This is a genomic window from Algibacter marinivivus (assembly GCF_003143755.1).
Lineage (GTDB): Bacteria > Bacteroidota > Bacteroidia > Flavobacteriales > Flavobacteriaceae > Algibacter_B > Algibacter_B marinivivus.
In genome coordinates this window covers 61948-77569 of record NZ_QFRI01000001.1, presented here as the reverse complement: position 1 = coordinate 77569, position 15622 = coordinate 61948, and the positions used below count along the sequence as shown (strand labels likewise).

Sequence of the window (15622 nt, the reverse complement as noted above, 5' to 3'; positions counted from 1 at the left end):
TCTTTTCCTAGAACATGTTAAACCTAATATAAATACTTAGTAAACCCAATACCCATTTTGTAACTTTATAAAAAAAAGAAAATGCGTGTTTTAATAACAGGAGCAACCGGATTAATAGGACAGGAGATTGTAAAGCGCTGTCATGAAAAAGATATTCAGGTAAGTTACTTAACAACAAGTAAATCTAAAATATCTCAAGCCGAAAATTATAAAGGGTTTTATTGGAACCCAAGAGCAAACAAAATTGATACAGATTGTTTTAAAGGTGTTGATGCCATTATACATTTAGCAGGCGCAACAGTTTCAAAACGTTGGACGGCTAGCTATAAAAAAGAAATTATTTCTAGCAGAACTTTAACTACAACTTTATTAATTAATAGTCTTAAAGAAATAAAACATCAAGTAAAGCAGGTTGTTTCAGCAAGTGCTATTGGTATTTATCCAGATTCATTAACCAATTATTACGATCAAACTCATAACGAAGTTAGTTCATCTTTTTTAGGGCAAGTGGTTTCCGTTTGGGAACAAGCTGTAGATGAGTTTTCAAAATTAAATATCACTGTTTCAAAAATCAGAATTGGTCTGGTATTATCAAATAAAGGCGGCGCGTTAGCAGAAATTGTAAAACCTATTAAGTTCGGGTTTGGAGCCGCTTTTGGTAGCGGTAAGCAATGGCAATCATGGATACATATTCAAGATTTGGCAAATATGTTTCTTTACGTTTTAGAAAAAAATATAGAAGGAGTTTATAATGGTGTAGCACCAAATCCAGTTAGCAATCAAGAGCTAACAAAAGTGGCTGCTAGCAAATTAAAAAAACCATTATTTATGCCAAATATTCCTAAGTTTTTCATGAAACTTGTTTTAGGAGAAATGCATATTTTGTTATTTGAAAGCCAGCGTGTAAGTTCCAAAAAAATTGAAAACAAAGGATTCCATTTTGAGTATAATTATTTGGAACCTGCTTTAGAGGATTTGTTGGAGTGATTTTGGGAGGTTCGTTTAATGTTTTTACGGATATGCGTCGTTTTAATGACTTATATCCGACGTTAAACGAAGGTGGCTGAAAATTTTTACAAAATCAAACTTCACAAAAAACAAAAAAGCTACCTTGTTTTCACAAGATGGCTTTTAAAATATAATAGTTTTATAAGTTAAGACTTAGCTGCCTTAACCATAACTTTTAATTCCATATCATCATTAATGAATTTATCACCTAAATTATCAAATATAGATTTAGAACCATATTGTACATTCCACTTTGTTCTATCAATAGTAAAGGTTTCGCTAGTAAGCGTAACAACACCATTTTCGTTGCTAACAGTTACAGGAAATGTAACGTTATTCTTAGCGTCTTTAAGCGATAAGTTTCCTGAAAGCATCATTTTACCTTCAACGTTTTCTAAACCTGTAATTGTAAAACCTGCATTCGGGTATTTTTCAACATCAAAAAAGTCTGGACTAGATAAATGCCCTTTAAGTTTTGCATTTCCTTTTTCTTCAGCAGGAATATCAGTAACAGTAATAGACTTCATATCAATAATGAAAGAACCCCCAACAACGTTTCCATTAGCAATATCTAAAACACCGCTGTCAATAGCAATGGTTCCGTTATGAGATCCTGTTGGCTTAAAACCTTTCCATTCTATAGTTGATGCATCAGTTTTTACAACAAAACTTTCAGAGTTTACTGTTTCTTCAACAGCTTCAGCAGCAGTAGTTTCAGCCTCTTTTGCTTTGTCTTTGCAACTTGTAAAAGAAACCGTTAATGCTGTAATAAATAAAATTTTCAAAAAATTCTTTTTCATTTTAAATGTTTTAGTGTTTGTAATTAAAATTATTTAAATACTTGTGTCGTAAAATTAGGCATTAGCTATCAAAAAAAAAATTAAAATTATTTTAATGACATTATGACATTTTTATAATATTGGCAGTACTTTTGCCAACTAAATTTAAGATTGAAATAAATTGGATTTACCATGAGTAAAAAAGATAAGAACGATATAGAAAACGAACAAGTAGAATCAACTCAAGCAGAAACTGTTGAGGTTGAGGAGCAAGTTGAAGAAGAGCAAACTAAAGAGGAAAAACTTGAAGGGGAGTTAAAGCAAGAAAAAGATAAGTTTTTGCGCTTGTTTGCAGAGTTTGAAAATTATAAAAGACGTACAGCTAAAGAACGTATAGAATTATTCTCAACAGCTAGTGAAGATGTTATGAAAACATTATTGCCAGTTTTAGATGATTTTGAGCGTGCCTTATTGCATATTGAAGAAGATAAAGAAGCTGAAGAGTTACGTAAAGGCGTTTTATTGATTTATCAGAAATTAATAAAAACTTTAGAGCAAAAAGGACTAAAGCCTATGGAAGTAGATAAAGGTGATGTTTTTAATGCGGATAATCATGAAGCTATTACTCAAATTCCTGCTCCAAGTGATGATATGAAAGGAAAAATCATCGATATTGTTGAAAAAGGATATGTTTTGGGCGAAAAAATAATTCGTTTCCCAAAAGTAGTTATAGGTCAATAAATCTAAGATATGGCTAAAAGAGATTATTACGAGATATTAGGCATCAGTAAAGGAGCAAGTGCAGCTGAAATAAAAAAGGCTTACAGAAAGAAAGCTATTGAGTTTCATCCTGATAAAAACCCTGATGATAAAGAAGCAGAAGCTAAATTTAAAGAAGCTGCTGAAGCTTATGAAATATTAAGCGACGACAATAAAAAAGCACGTTATGACCAATATGGACATCAAGCCTTTGAAAACGGCGGTGGCGGTTTTGGCGGTGGTGGCATGAATATGGATGATATATTCAGTCAGTTTGGTGATATCTTTGGCGGCGGCGGTTTTGGTGGTGGTTTCTCTGGTTTTGGTGGTGGCGGAGGCCAACGTCGAGTAAAGGGAAGTAACCTTCGTATTCGTGTTAAGCTTACTCTGGAAGAAATAGCCACAGGCATTGAGAAAAAAGTAAAAGTAAAACGTAAAGTTCAAGCACCAGGAACTACTTATAAAACATGTTCTACATGTAATGGTTCTGGGCAAGTTACACGAATTGCTAATACTATCCTAGGAAGAATGCAAACATCGGCTCCGTGTAACGTATGCGGTGGTGTAGGACAAACTATAGATAAAAAACCAAATGATGCAGATGCGCAAGGTTTAAAAGTTGCTGAAGAAACAGTTTCCATAAAAATACCTGCAGGTGTTGTTGATGGTATGCAACTTAAAGTTTCTGCTAAAGGAAATGAAGCTCCTGGTAATGGAATTTCAGGAGATTTAATAGTTGTTATTGAAGAAGAAACACATGAGAACTTACAACGTGAAGGCGATAATTTGCATTATGATTTGTATGTAAGTTTTCCAGAGGCAGTTTTAGGAACCTCTAAAGAAATTGATACCGTTACTGGAAAGGTGCGTATTAAAGTAGAAGCTGGCGTGCAGTCTGGTAAAATTTTGCGATTACGCGGAAAAGGGATTCCTAGTATAAATGGTTATGGTAAAGGCGATTTATTGGTACATGTTAATGTTTGGACGCCTAAAACGCTTAATAAACAACAAAAAGAGTTTTTTGAATCTATGCAGGAAGATGAGCATTTCTCACCCAAACCTGAAAGTTCAGATAAATCTTTTTTTGAAAAAGTGAAAGATATGTTTTCGTAAACATAGATATAGTATATAAAAATCTGCTTTTTAAGCAGATTTTTTTTGCCATAAAAGTGAAGATAATTAATAGTTTTGCTATTAGTATTGAAAAAAAAACTATATTTGAATATCACTAATTTATTTTAGTGATAATTTTTCTTTTTCATAGCAATTTTTTTCCCATCCTTAATTTATTAAGGGTGGGTTTTGTTTTTAAAGTCAAATTTTTAAGCAATAACCTTACTTTTTGGGATTAAAATTATTACTGAGCGCAATAATAATCTAGCCTAAACATTTAATATATTTACCAATCATATTCAATTAAAAGTCAAGTATGAATAACTTACTAGAAGTTAATAATGTTTCCAAGTATTTCGGGGATTTTAAAGCTTTGAATGATGTATCTATAACTATACCAAGAGGGAGTATATTTGGTTTGCTAGGGCCTAATGGTGCAGGAAAAACAACGCTTATACGTGTTATTAATCAAATAACTATGCCAGATTCGGGCTCAGTAAGTTTGGATGGAGAACCGTTACACCAAAATCATGTTATGGATATTGGTTACTTGCCTGAAGAACGAGGTTTGTATAAATCTATGAAAGTAGGAGAGCAGGCTATATACTTAGCGCAATTAAAGGGTTTAAGTAAAACAGAAGCAAAAAAACGTTTAAAATATTGGTTTGAGCGTCTGGAAATAGGAGATTGGTGGAATAAAAAAATCCAAGAGCTTTCAAAAGGAATGGCTCAGAAAATCCAATTTGTAGTTACTGTGCTTCACGAGCCTAAATTATTGATTTTTGATGAACCTTTTTCGGGCTTCGACCCAATAAATGCAAATTTAATTAAAGATGAAATTTTGCGATTACGAGAAAACGGAGCTACCGTTATATTTTCTACACATAGAATGGAATCTGTTGAGGAGTTATGTGATGATATAGCACTAATTAACAAGTCTAATAAGATACTAGACGGAAAGCTTGTTGATGTTAAAAGACAATATAAAATTAATACTTATGAAGTTGGTATAAGAGCCAAAAATCAATCTATATTAGAAAAAGATTTGTCAGAAAGATTTAGTATTTCAAAAGCCAATTTTAAAACTTTAGAAGACGAATTGAAACTTAATATTAAACTTAAACAAGGTGAAAAACCAAATGAACTTTTAAGTTATTTAACAAGTAAGGGAGAGGTGTCTCATTTTGTAGAACTTATACCTAGTGTAAACGATATTTTTATTCAAGCCGTTAAGAATAATTAATTTATGAACCATTTACCACTTATTATAAAGCGTGAATATTTAACTAAGGTAAAAAACAAGTCGTTTATTATTATGACTTTTTTAAGCCCTATAATATTTATAACATTAATAGCTGTAGTTGCTTACTTATCACAATTAAATAATGATAAAATTAGAGTTATATCTATTTTAGATGAATCTGGAATTGTAAAAAACGTTTTTAAAAATACAGACCATACATCTTATAATATTCTTGATAATAACATGGCGCTTGAAGATGCTATAGCTTTAGTACAAGAAACTGAAGGGTATGGTTTACTTCATGTTAAAAATATACCTCAAGAAAAAATATCATCTAGTAATTTTACGTTTTATTCAGAGGATTCACCTTCTTTAACTTTAATGTCAGATTTAGAAAGTGAAATTCAATCAGAACTTACATTACAAAATAGAATTAAAGAAAATATTGATGAGGAAAAACTAAAAGCTACCCGAGTAAGTATCAATATTGGTCAAGAGAGTTTTGATGGTGAAAAAACGTCTAAAGTAGATAGTGTAGTTAAGCTCATTTTTGGATGTGCAGCTGGGTATTTATTATTTATGTTTATAATTATATATGGTAATATGATTATGCGTAGTGTTATTGAAGAAAAAACTAGTAGAATTATTGAGGTTATTATTTCTTCTGTAAAACCTGTACAATTGATGCTTGGTAAAATTATTGGAACATCATTAGCAGGAATTACTCAATTAGTTATTTGGATTATTTTAGGAGGTGTTTTAATGACGATTACTTCAATAATTCTAGGAATAGACATTAGTGAGATGCAAACGCCTCAGCAGCAAATTATGGAGCAAGCCATGGAAAATTCTGAGGTGAATTTGCAAATTCAAAATGCATTTACTGCGTTTTTAAACCTGCCCTTATTTAACTTAATTATTGCCTTTATTTTATTCTTCATTAGTGGCTATTTGTTATATAGCTCATTATACGCAGCCATTGGTGCTGCTGTTGATAATGAAACGGATACACAGCAATTTATGTTGCCTATAATTCTACCACTTATTCTGGCGGTTTATATTGGTATATTTACGGTTATTGAAGATCCGCATGGAACGGTTTCAACTGTTTTTTCTTTTATACCTTTAACTTCGCCTGTTGTTATGCTAATGCGAATTCCTTTTGGTGTTCCAATTTGGCAACAAGTGTTATCTTTACTAATATTGGTTGGTTCTTTTATGTCTACAGTTTGGTTTGCTTCAAAAATATATCGTGTAGGTATTTTAATGTATGGTAAAAAACCAAGTTATAAAGAATTGATGAAATGGATAAAATATTAATATGGAAAAGTTAAATAATATTCTAAATTATACTTTTAGTATTACTAATGATATTAGTATTTCTGTGAAAGGAATATTATTAGTTATTGCAGTTATTATACTCACTTCTTTTTTGCTAAATATATTTAGGAGAATATTAACAAGACGATTGCCAAACGAGGATAAAGCGAAGTTTAAAATCTTATTTGGTTATGGTAAATGGATTGTTTATTTAATTATCCTACTTATTACTTTTCATGGTATTGGTATTAATGTTACTGCTGTTTTTGCTGCATCTGCGGCATTGTTAATAGGTGTTGGTTTAGCATTACAAACCTTATTTCAAGATATTATTGCTGGCGTATTAATTTTAATAGACCAAACTATTCATGTTGGTGATATTATCGAGATAGATGGAAAAGTAGGTAGAGTAGATGAGGTAAAACTCCGAACAACAAGAGCCGTTACTATTGATAATAAAGTACTTGTTATTCCTCATCATTTGTATTTAACAAATACGTTGTATAATTGGACTCAAAATGGTGCAACAACTCGCGAATCAGTAACTGTTGGAGTTGCTTACGGTAGTGATGTACAATTAGTAAAAAGTCTACTTTTAAAAGCTGCTGATTCACATGATATTATTTTAAAGCACCCAGCTCCATATGTGTTTTTTACCAACTTTGGAGATAGCGCTTTAGAGTTTAAATTAGTATTTACTTTAAATGATAGTTTTCAAGGCGCCATACCAAAAAGTGATTTACGATTTGAAATAGATAAGTTATTTAGAGAACATAATATTAGTATACCTTTTCCTCAGAGAGATATTCATATTATTCAAAAACCAGAGTAATTAATAATAGGTTTATGAATGAAAGGGTAAGCAAAAACTTTAGATTTATATTGGTTGTATGTCTATGTCTTGTTTATCAATTTTCAAAAGCTCAACTCACTGATATAGTTCGTTTGGAGTATTCTTTTATCCCTAAAAGCAATTCGGAAGATCAATACACAAGGCTTAGAGCAATTCTTAATTATCCTATTGAAATTAAAGAAGGAAATTATTTTATTGTAGGCGGAGAGTATAACCGAATCATTCTTAATCTTGAAGATAATTATCCGTTTGATACATCTAGTTTGGACAATATTCATGTTATTGATTTAAATTTAGGTTATACTTTTAAATTAAATGATAAAAAACGTTTAGGTTTTAAATTTAATCCTAGAATAGCATCAACATTAACAAGTGCTTTAAGCTCTGATGATTATTTTATGAATGGAGGGGTTTTCTATATTAATGATAGAAGAAAAGACGAAACTTTAAAAAAGCCTTACCGTTTAATTTTAGGCTTAACGTATAATGCTACAACAGGATTACCATTCCCTTTACCATTTGTTAGTTATTATAGAGAAATAAATGAATCTTGGAGTTTTAATGCAGGCATACCTAAGTCGAATTTAAAGTATATATTTAATGAGCGAAATAATCTGCAAGCCTTTGTTGGGTTAGATGGTTACTTAGCTCACCTACAAGAATCAGTAGTTATAGACGGAAAAAGTGTAGATCATATTTCATTATCTGTTGCCATTGGAGGACTTGGGTATGAATATTGCTTTACTAAACATTTAGTAGCCTATATGTACTCAGGTTATACATTTAGATTAAATAATGTATTACGTAATAAAAATAGAGATGAAGTTTTTAAATTAGACGATGTGAATGCATTCTATTTAAGAACAGGAATAAAATTTAAAATTTAAGTATGTCGAAAATATTAGTAATAGAAGATGAAGCAGCGATTAGACGTGTGCTAGTAAAAATTCTTTCAGAAGAAAATGAAGCCTATAAAGTTGATGAAGCTGAAGATGGTTTATCTGGTATTGAAAAAATAAAGAATGATGATTTTGATTTGATTCTTTGTGATATTAAAATGCCGAAGATGGATGGTGTAGAGGTTTTAGAAGCTGTTAAAAAGATAAAACCAGAAACACCAATAGTTATGATTTCTGGTCATGGAGACTTAGATACCGCTGTAAACACTATGCGTTTAGGGGCTTTTGATTATATTTCAAAACCACCAGATTTAAACAGGTTATTAAATACGGTTAGAAATGCTTTGGATAGAAAAGAGCTTGTAGTAGAAAACAAAATTCTGAAGAAGAAGGTTAGTAAGAAGTATGAAATGATTGGAGAAAGTGATGCTATTTCTCAAATTAAAGATATTATTGATAAAGTTGCGCCAACTGATGCCAGAGTTTTAATTACAGGACCTAACGGAACAGGAAAAGAATTAGTAGCTCATTGGTTACATGAAAAAAGTGACCGTGCAAAGGGTAATTTAATTGAAGTTAATTGTGCAGCAATACCTAGCGAGTTAATAGAAAGTGAATTATTCGGTCATGTAAAAGGTGCTTTTACAAGTGCAAATAAAGACAGAGCTGGGAAATTTGAAGCTGCAAATGGCGGTACAATTTTTCTAGACGAAATTGGAGATATGAGTCTTTCTGCTCAAGCAAAAGTATTACGTGCATTACAAGAAAGTAGAATCCAACGTGTTGGAAGTGATAAAGATATAAAAGTAGATGTTCGTGTAATTGCTGCAACAAATAAGAATTTAAAAAAGGAAATTGAAGAAGGGAATTTTAGAGAAGATTTATATCATAGGTTAGCAGTGATTTTAGTTAAAGTGCCTGCTTTAAATGATAGGCGAGATGATATTCCGTTATTGGTTGAGCATTTCTCAGGAAAGATAGCAAACGAACAGGGAACTGCTAAAAAAGCATTTTCAGCTAAGGCGATAAAACTTTTACAAGAATACGATTGGACAGGAAATATTAGAGAGCTTCGAAATGTTATAGAGCGCTTAATTATTTTAGGAGGCCCAGAGGTAAGCGAGCAAGATGTTAAGCTATTTGCTTCAAAATAATAAACTAAAGAGGCTATGCTTTATATAGCCTCTTTTATATGTTTAATAAAACCATCTATTCTTGATTTCATAGTTTCAGTTAGTGTATCATCTTCAACACTAGTATGTATATCACCTAAGTATGTCATGCCTAAATAATTAGCAGACTCCACAAAAGGCATGTTAAAGCCATTAATTAAATCATCATGATTGCTTGTGCTTATCATAGCCATATTCTTATCACGTAATTTTCTGCCAGTATCTTTATGTATTCTAATTAAATCAGAAATTCTATCAAAAAACACTTTCATAACACCGCTCATGGTATACCAATATACAGGCGTAGCAAAAATTATAGTATCGTATGCATTAATAATACTGGTGATTAATTCAATAAAATCGTCATCTTGATTTTTATAAGCATAGTCATAATGTCCTATATTTTTAGTGTATAAATCAATTACATCAACAGCATTTCTCGACGCTATATAATTTACAACTTTACTAGTATCACCAGTGCTTCTAGAGCTTCCTTGTATAATAACCGTTTTATTCATAACACAAAATAACAACTTTAAAGCATTAGAAATGATGGTTTCAAATAGAAACAATTAATGTTAAGCATGATAAAATTGATAGCATTTTTATATATTTAATCCAGATAAAATTTAAACTATGAATAACTACAAAGTAACCTCAAAAATTGCCTTAAAAGACACGCAAACAAAAGTTGTTATTGAAGATGCTAAGCAGAAACTAAAAGACACTAGAAGACAATTAGGAGCGTTACAAGACACATTATACGCTCATGGAAAATATGCCGTTTTGGTATGTTTGCAAGGTATGGATACAGCAGGTAAGGATAGTTTAATACGCGAAGTTTTTAAAGATTTTAATGCTCGAGGTGTAGAAGTTCATAGCTTTAAAGTACCAACAGAATTGGAATTGAAACACGATTATTTGTGGCGTCATTATATTGTGCTTCCCGCTCGAGGTAAATTTGGAGTTTTTAATAGAACACACTACGAAAATGTTTTAGTAACGCGTGTACATCCAGGTTATATAATGGGTGAAAATATTCCAGATGTAAACACTGTAGATGATGTAAATGAAGACTTTTGGAACAAACGTTTTGATCAAATAAATAGTTTTGAAAAGCATATAGCAGAAAATGGAACGCTCATTTTTAAGTTCTTTTTAAACCTATCAAAAGGTGAGCAAAAATACCGACTCTTAAGGCGTTTAAACAAACAAGAAAAAAATTGGAAATTCTCCCCAGGCGATTTAAAAGAACGCAAACTTTGGGATAAATATCAAGAATGTTACGAAGATGCTATAAATAGAACATCTAAACCTCATGCACCTTGGTATACCATTCCTGCCGATGATAAGCCATCAGCAAGATATATTGTAGCTAAAATCATATTGGATACTTTGAGGGCTTATAAAGACATCAAAGAACCAGAATTGGATGATGATATAAAAGCAAATTTAGAGCAGTATAAACAACAACTAAATAAAGAATAGTTTTTGGGCGTTTTAACACGCTTTCACTACTCAATTTTTTTGTAAAAAAACAAAAAGGATTTCAAACATGCCGTTCAATCGTTAACGCACTTACTTATATGGTATTAACACAAATTTATAAGTTGTGTTTGCTATCTACTAACTAGAAATAGTATCTTTAAATCATTATTTATTATACCTGCACAGGCAGTAAAACCATGTAATTAATTATGAAAAAGGCCCTTTTAATTCTTTTAGCATTAAGTTTCTCTTTTAGTTTTTCTCAAACAGATAAAGACGTTCTTAAAACCATTTACAAACAATCATTGACTAACGGAAAAAGCTATGATTGGTTAAATCATTTATCCAACCAAATTGGTAGTAGGCTATCAGGTTCATTAGGGGCAGAAAGAGCTGTGGCTTACACCAAAGAAGAACTAGAAAAATTAGGTTTAGATAAAGTTTGGTTACAACCAGTTATGGTGCCTAAGTGGGTTAGAGGATCAAGAGAGTATGCATATATTGAAAGCGAACCTGGAAAAACAACAAATGTTAATATTTGCGCTTTGGGAGGTTCTGTTGCAACACCAGCTTTAGGTTTAAAAGCAAAAGTAATTGAGGTTAAAAATTTTGAAGAATTAGAGGCCTTAGGGCCAGAAAAAGTTGAAGGTAAAATTGTATTTTATAATCGCCCTATGCAGGCCGATTTAATTCACACTTTTGAAGCTTATGGAGGATGTGTTAACCAACGATATAATGGAGCGCTTGAGGCAACAAAATATGGAGCAGTTGGCGTTATAGTGCGTTCTATGAATTTGAGAATGGATGATTTACCTCATACAGGAAGTATGACTTATGATAATTTACCTGTTGATAGACGTATTCCATCAGCAGCAATAAGTACTAATGATGCTGAATTATTAAGTACCATGTTAAAGTTGAATAGTGACATACAATTCTACTTTAAACAGAGTTGCAAACAATTAAAAGATGTGCAATCTTATAATGTTGTTGGTGAAATAACTGGAAGCGAATTTCCTAATGAATACATGATAATTGGAGGGCATTTAGACTCTTGGGATTTAGGCGATGGCTCTCATGATGATGGTGCAGGTGTTGTACAGTCTATGGATGTTTTAAGGTTATTAAAAGAATCAGGTATTACACCAAAACGTAGTATTAGAGTTGTATTATTTATGAATGAAGAAAATGGTTTACGTGGTGGGAAAAAATATGCTGCTGAAGCAAAACGAAAAGGAGAAAACCATGTGTTTGCTTTAGAAAGTGATTCGGGTGGCTTTACACCTCGTGGTTTTAGTTTTGATTGTAATGATGCTGCTTTTAATCAAGTAATTAGTTGGCAACCGCTATTCAAACCATACTTGATTCATTATTTTGAAAAGGGTGGAAGTGGAGCAGATGTAGGTCCATTAAAAACAGATTCAAATGTTTTGGCAGGATTGCGTCCAGATTCTCAGCGTTATTTTGATCATCATCATGCAAGTAATGATACCTTTGATGCTGTTAATAGACGTGAGTTGGAACTTGGAGCAGCTACTATGACGGCTCTCGTTTATTTGTTTGATAAATATGGTGTAAATCCTATTTCAAATAAAGAGACTATTAAGAATTAAGGAAATGGATTGGGAAGAAAACTTAAGATATTTGATGCTATAGTAGAAAAGTGCCCAAGGTTTGAGCGTAAAGGAAAATCCATGATATATACCTCTGCTAATGGCTATATGTTTGGTTTACTGAATAAAGCTGGTGAAATAGGAATACGTTTTTCAAAAGATGTTCAAGAACAATATATAAAACAATTCAAATCTTCAATATATAAATCATATGGAGCGGTTATGAAAGGCTACGTTTTAATTCCAGATAGCATGCTAGAAGATTTGGATAATGTAGCAAAACTATTAAACGAAAGTTATGATTATGTCATAACACTAGAACCAAAATAGAATGAAAAAATCAATTTTATTATTAGCTTTAATTTTAACAGCATTAGCTATGGCACAAAGTGAAGAAAAATTACCTTATTATCAAATTCCTGATTATTCTGAAACGTACACGCAGGGTACTGTTGCAGCGAGAATGGTTGATGGTTTAGGATTTAGATATTATTGGGCAACAGAAGGTTTAAGACCTGAAGATTTAAATTATAAACCAAGTGAATCTGGACGCACATCTTCTGAAACAGTAGATCATTTATTTGGATTGTCGAACTTTATTTTGAGTTCGATCTCTAAGGATTTTGAAGCTATTAAAAACCCTAAAATGACATTTGAGGAAAAAAGAAAACAAACACTTTTAAATTTTAAAACAGCTTCTGATATTTTAACAGCTACTGAAGATTTATCGAAATTTGATAATGATAAATATCCTTTTTGGAACGTTATTAATGGGCCAATATCAGATGCGTTATGGCATTGCGGTCAAGTGGTTATGCTAAGACGTGCTTCAGGAAATCCATTTAATTCAAAAGTTTCAGTTTTTAGAGGAAAATTAAGAGACTAAGGAATCTTTTTAATGCTTTAATTATAGGTAGCTTAACCACCATTTATCTTTATTATTTGCTTTGTAAATCATGTATTTTTTAGATGGAATATATAGCAACGCTATAACACCAATCCATACCATATAAACAACAAATAACGAATATCCATAATTTATAAGTTTAGCATCTCTAAATACTTCATTTGTAAGAATCATATTTTTCCAATCTCCACCAAAAATTAATATTCCAATGATAGCTAAAATATGAATAACTAAAATATGAAGAAAGTAATAGAATAATGGAACACGCCCAAACACTAAAAAGAAATCGGTTATTTTGTTTTTTACCTTTTCAATAGCATATAAGAATAGTAATGCGGGACCAATTGTTATTAGTAAATAAGATAAAGAAGGAGGGTATTTAGTAACATTGAAAAATGATAATATTGTCTTTGTAGTTGTATCTTGAACTGACCAAGGTACCAAATCACCATATACATTTATCCCTCTTATTAAAAAAAACAAGACTATTAATATAATACCAATTCTGAGTAAATATTTCTTTCTTTGTTCAACGTTGTATCCTTTTTTGTAAAGTGTTCCTAAACAATAGCCAAAACAAATTAACCCAAACCAAGGTATAATTGGGTAAACAAAAGCAAACATAGTATCACCAATTTTGATAAACTGAGATTGATGAAGAATGTACCATACTATTGACTTAAAGCTTGTTCCTTGTAGTACAATGCCATCTAATAAATTGTGTCCTGCCACTAAAATTACACCAATTGTAAAAAGCGCCTTTATTGGTAAGTAAATTACAAAAGACAATAATACCATACAAAGCCCTATTGCCCATATAACTTGGAGTATTATAAATCCATATGTAACATCAAATTTCCAAAGAAAGTTATTCAAAATAAAAGCAAGAAGAATTAACCAAAAGCCTCTAGTAATTAAAAATTTAAACAGCTCTGGCTTTGTTTTTTTACTACCATATAAAAAAGCAGAAGTACCTGCTAAAAAAATAAAAACAGGTGCGCAATAATGTGTTATAAATCTTGTAAAGAATAAAAAAGGAGTAGTGGTTTCTAAATTTGTTGGATCTGAAAAAAAAGAGCCATAATGGAAATAATCTCTAACATGGTCTAATGCCATAATTACCATAACAACACCTCTTAAAATGTCTATGGATTCAATGCGGTTTGTTTTTACTTGCATAAGCCTTTTTGAATATTTTAAAATAAAAGACTTGGGATTTTTTAAAAGTAGATAAAGAATTAAGTTTTAGCAAATAATATGTCTAATAAATACCTTGCATATGAGATGTAATGTATAAGTTTAATGAAAAAAAAGCATCATAACTATAAAATGAGTATTTATGTCTATAATAGAATGTTCATTAGCTAATGTTTTTTTAATTTTATAAGTTATAAAAAAAATATTATGAAACTAAAACTACTCTATTTATTCACTTTATTTAATTTTTTAGCTTTTTCTCAAACACCCATAGCAAACTACGATAGCGCTAATGGTTCTGAGTATGCTATAATCAGTACTGTTGTTGATAATAGTACTTCTGGTACTAATGCAATATGGAATTTTACTGGCCTTACTAAAACTGGAGATGCAACTGATGCTTATGCTAGCCCTACTGCTCAAGAGTTAATAGATTATCCTAATACAACTTATGTATTTACTTCAGTAAAAGATGGGACTACAGGAAAAGTTTTTGCTGAAAACAATAGTGGAGCAATTTCTCTTACTGGAGTTGAAGGAGAAGGCTTAATTCTAAGATACAATGATAATACACAAGGAGGTAATGCCTTAATAGGTACTTTCCCATTAAGTTATGGTACAGCAGCTACAGTCGATAATGTTGCAGGTACATTTACTTATGTTCCTTTTACTATTGATGGTACTTTTTTTGGAACAATAACAAGCGAAGTAGATGCCTATGGTACATTAACAGTTAATGGAACAGATGTTACTTCTTTTAGTGGTGCAGTAACTCGTCTTAAAGTAGTTCAAGATTTAACGATGTCTGTAGCAAATGGAAACATAAATCAAGAAACTTATAATTATTATGATGATAGTACTGGAGATCTGGTATTTAGAACATCAACTCTAGCAATTACATCGTCCTTAATTAACGATACTACAGTAGTTACTGAAAGTTTAACTGAAGTTACTTTAGGAGTTGATCAAAGGAGTATTTCTAAATCTAGTTTAAATATTTACCCAAACCCTGTTAAAAATGATTTAAACTTTAGTTTGTCTGAAAATATCAAAACTATTGGTATTGAAGTTTATGATATTACTGGAAGACAAATTGTTAATAAGGATGCTGATACTAATTACCTCAATGTAAGTGAATTAAATACAGGGATTTATATAATGACTGTTTTAACTAATAATGGTAGAGTATCACGTAAATTCATCAAAGAATAATACTACTTTTTAGAAAATTGGTATCGTAAAGAAAGAGATGCCTTTTCGAAAATAAATCA

The 15622-nt window shown here is 31.1% G+C and carries 16 protein-coding genes; 13 read left to right on the top strand and 3 right to left on the bottom strand.

Features of this window, described 5'->3' with window-relative positions; genetic code table 11:
• Positions 1 to 81: 81 nt before the first annotated feature.
• Positions 82 to 987, top strand: coding sequence for a TIGR01777 family oxidoreductase (locus tag DIS18_RS00365; RefSeq protein ID WP_109351068.1), 906 nt, complete (start codon positions 82 to 84; stop codon positions 985 to 987).
• A gap of 167 nt (positions 988 to 1154) precedes the next feature.
• Here the strand turns inward: DIS18_RS00365 and DIS18_RS00360 are convergent, their stop codons facing one another.
• Positions 1155 to 1808, bottom strand: coding sequence for a YceI family protein (locus tag DIS18_RS00360; protein WP_109351067.1), 654 nt, complete (start codon positions 1806 to 1808; stop codon positions 1155 to 1157).
• A 171-nt stretch (positions 1809 to 1979) separates the two neighbouring features.
• Here DIS18_RS00360 and DIS18_RS00355 point away from each other — a divergent pair, with 171 nt between their 5' ends.
• The 7 genes from DIS18_RS00355 (at position 1980) to DIS18_RS00325 (ending at position 9128) form a co-directional block, all read left to right on the top strand.
• On the top strand, positions 1980 to 2528 hold the full coding sequence (locus tag DIS18_RS00355) for a nucleotide exchange factor GrpE (RefSeq protein WP_109351066.1): 549 nt from the start codon (positions 1980 to 1982) through the stop codon (positions 2526 to 2528).
• A 9-nt stretch (positions 2529 to 2537) separates the two neighbouring features.
• Entirely contained in the window at positions 2538 to 3659 is a 1122-nt protein-coding gene (dnaJ, locus tag DIS18_RS00350; protein WP_109351065.1) for a molecular chaperone DnaJ, read from the top strand.
• A 316-nt stretch (positions 3660 to 3975) separates the two neighbouring features.
• Positions 3976 to 4902, top strand: coding sequence for an ABC transporter ATP-binding protein (locus DIS18_RS00345; protein ID WP_109351064.1), 927 nt, complete (start codon positions 3976 to 3978; stop codon positions 4900 to 4902).
• 3 nt (positions 4903 to 4905) lie between these two features.
• Positions 4906 to 6222: an ABC transporter permease gene (locus tag DIS18_RS00340; protein ID WP_109351063.1), complete on the top strand. Its 1317-nt coding sequence runs from the start codon at positions 4906 to 4908 to the stop codon at positions 6220 to 6222.
• Between the two features lies 1 nt (position 6223).
• On the top strand, positions 6224 to 7054 hold the full coding sequence (locus tag DIS18_RS00335) for a mechanosensitive ion channel family protein (RefSeq protein WP_109351062.1): 831 nt from the start codon (positions 6224 to 6226) through the stop codon (positions 7052 to 7054).
• Positions 7055 to 7068: 14 nt separating this feature from the next.
• On the top strand, positions 7069 to 7962 hold the full coding sequence (locus tag DIS18_RS00330; protein ID WP_109351061.1) for a DUF6268 family outer membrane beta-barrel protein: 894 nt from the start codon (positions 7069 to 7071) through the stop codon (positions 7960 to 7962).
• A 2-nt stretch (positions 7963 to 7964) separates the two neighbouring features.
• Positions 7965 to 9128, top strand: coding sequence for a sigma-54-dependent transcriptional regulator (locus DIS18_RS00325; RefSeq protein ID WP_109351060.1), 1164 nt, complete (start codon positions 7965 to 7967; stop codon positions 9126 to 9128).
• A 20-nt stretch (positions 9129 to 9148) separates the two neighbouring features.
• On the opposite strand, the gene DIS18_RS00320 is transcribed toward DIS18_RS00325, so the two are convergent.
• Entirely contained in the window at positions 9149 to 9664 is a 516-nt protein-coding gene (locus DIS18_RS00320; RefSeq protein ID WP_109351059.1) for a flavodoxin family protein, read from the bottom strand.
• Between the two features lie 118 nt (positions 9665 to 9782).
• Between DIS18_RS00320 and DIS18_RS00315 the strand changes: the two genes are divergently transcribed.
• The 4 genes from DIS18_RS00315 to DIS18_RS00300 all read left to right on the top strand — a co-directional run bounded on the left by DIS18_RS00315 (position 9783) and on the right by DIS18_RS00300 (position 13133).
• Positions 9783 to 10634: a PPK2 family polyphosphate kinase gene (locus tag DIS18_RS00315; RefSeq protein WP_109351058.1), complete on the top strand. Its 852-nt coding sequence runs from the start codon at positions 9783 to 9785 to the stop codon at positions 10632 to 10634.
• A gap of 209 nt (positions 10635 to 10843) precedes the next feature.
• Positions 10844 to 12247, top strand: coding sequence for a M20/M25/M40 family metallo-hydrolase (locus tag DIS18_RS00310; RefSeq protein ID WP_109351057.1), 1404 nt, complete (start codon positions 10844 to 10846; stop codon positions 12245 to 12247).
• Positions 12248 to 12256: 9 nt separating this feature from the next.
• Positions 12257 to 12577 carry a hypothetical protein gene (locus tag DIS18_RS00305; protein ID WP_181363962.1) on the top strand — a complete coding sequence of 107 codons (321 nt, stop codon included), beginning with the start codon at positions 12257 to 12259 and terminating at the stop codon, positions 12575 to 12577.
• Position 12578: 1 nt separating this feature from the next.
• Positions 12579 to 13133 carry a hypothetical protein gene (locus tag DIS18_RS00300; protein ID WP_109351056.1) on the top strand — a complete coding sequence of 185 codons (555 nt, stop codon included), beginning with the start codon at positions 12579 to 12581 and terminating at the stop codon, positions 13131 to 13133.
• Between the two features lie 21 nt (positions 13134 to 13154).
• Here the strand turns inward: DIS18_RS00300 and DIS18_RS00295 are convergent, their stop codons facing one another.
• The gene (locus tag DIS18_RS00295) at positions 13155 to 14333 is read right to left on the bottom strand and encodes an acetyltransferase domain-containing protein (protein ID WP_109351055.1); all 1179 of its coding nucleotides are present in this window, start codon (positions 14331 to 14333) and stop codon (positions 13155 to 13157) included.
• Positions 14334 to 14558: 225 nt separating this feature from the next.
• On the opposite strand from DIS18_RS00295, the gene DIS18_RS00290 reads away from it, so the two are divergent.
• Entirely contained in the window at positions 14559 to 15563 is a 1005-nt protein-coding gene (locus tag DIS18_RS00290) for a T9SS type A sorting domain-containing protein (protein WP_109351054.1), read from the top strand.
• Positions 15564 to 15622: the final 59 nt, after the last annotated feature.

What these genes read in the sequence shown, in the direction of transcription:
- DIS18_RS00365 (WP_109351068.1), top strand. Translation starts at nt 82, where the DNA reads ATGCGTGTTTTAATAACAGGAGCAACCGGATTAATAGGACAGGAGATT.
- DIS18_RS00360 (WP_109351067.1), bottom strand. Translation starts at nt 1,808, where the DNA reads ATGAAAAAGAATTTTTTGAAAATTTTATTTATTACAGCATTAACGGTT.
- DIS18_RS00355 (WP_109351066.1), top strand. Translation starts at nt 1,980, where the DNA reads ATGAGTAAAAAAGATAAGAACGATATAGAAAACGAACAAGTAGAATCA.
- dnaJ (WP_109351065.1), top strand. Translation starts at nt 2,538, where the DNA reads ATGGCTAAAAGAGATTATTACGAGATATTAGGCATCAGTAAAGGAGCA.
- DIS18_RS00345 (WP_109351064.1), top strand. Translation starts at nt 3,976, where the DNA reads ATGAATAACTTACTAGAAGTTAATAATGTTTCCAAGTATTTCGGGGAT.
- DIS18_RS00340 (WP_109351063.1), top strand. Translation starts at nt 4,906, where the DNA reads ATGAACCATTTACCACTTATTATAAAGCGTGAATATTTAACTAAGGTA.
- DIS18_RS00335 (WP_109351062.1), top strand. Translation starts at nt 6,224, where the DNA reads ATGGAAAAGTTAAATAATATTCTAAATTATACTTTTAGTATTACTAAT.
- DIS18_RS00330 (WP_109351061.1), top strand. Translation starts at nt 7,069, where the DNA reads ATGAATGAAAGGGTAAGCAAAAACTTTAGATTTATATTGGTTGTATGT.
- DIS18_RS00325 (WP_109351060.1), top strand. Translation starts at nt 7,965, where the DNA reads ATGTCGAAAATATTAGTAATAGAAGATGAAGCAGCGATTAGACGTGTG.
- DIS18_RS00320 (WP_109351059.1), bottom strand. Translation starts at nt 9,664, where the DNA reads ATGAATAAAACGGTTATTATACAAGGAAGCTCTAGAAGCACTGGTGAT.
- DIS18_RS00315 (WP_109351058.1), top strand. Translation starts at nt 9,783, where the DNA reads ATGAATAACTACAAAGTAACCTCAAAAATTGCCTTAAAAGACACGCAA.
- DIS18_RS00310 (WP_109351057.1), top strand. Translation starts at nt 10,844, where the DNA reads ATGAAAAAGGCCCTTTTAATTCTTTTAGCATTAAGTTTCTCTTTTAGT.
- DIS18_RS00300 (WP_109351056.1), top strand. Translation starts at nt 12,579, where the DNA reads ATGAAAAAATCAATTTTATTATTAGCTTTAATTTTAACAGCATTAGCT.
- DIS18_RS00295 (WP_109351055.1), bottom strand. Translation starts at nt 14,333, where the DNA reads ATGCAAGTAAAAACAAACCGCATTGAATCCATAGACATTTTAAGAGGT.
- DIS18_RS00290 (WP_109351054.1), top strand. Translation starts at nt 14,559, where the DNA reads ATGAAACTAAAACTACTCTATTTATTCACTTTATTTAATTTTTTAGCT.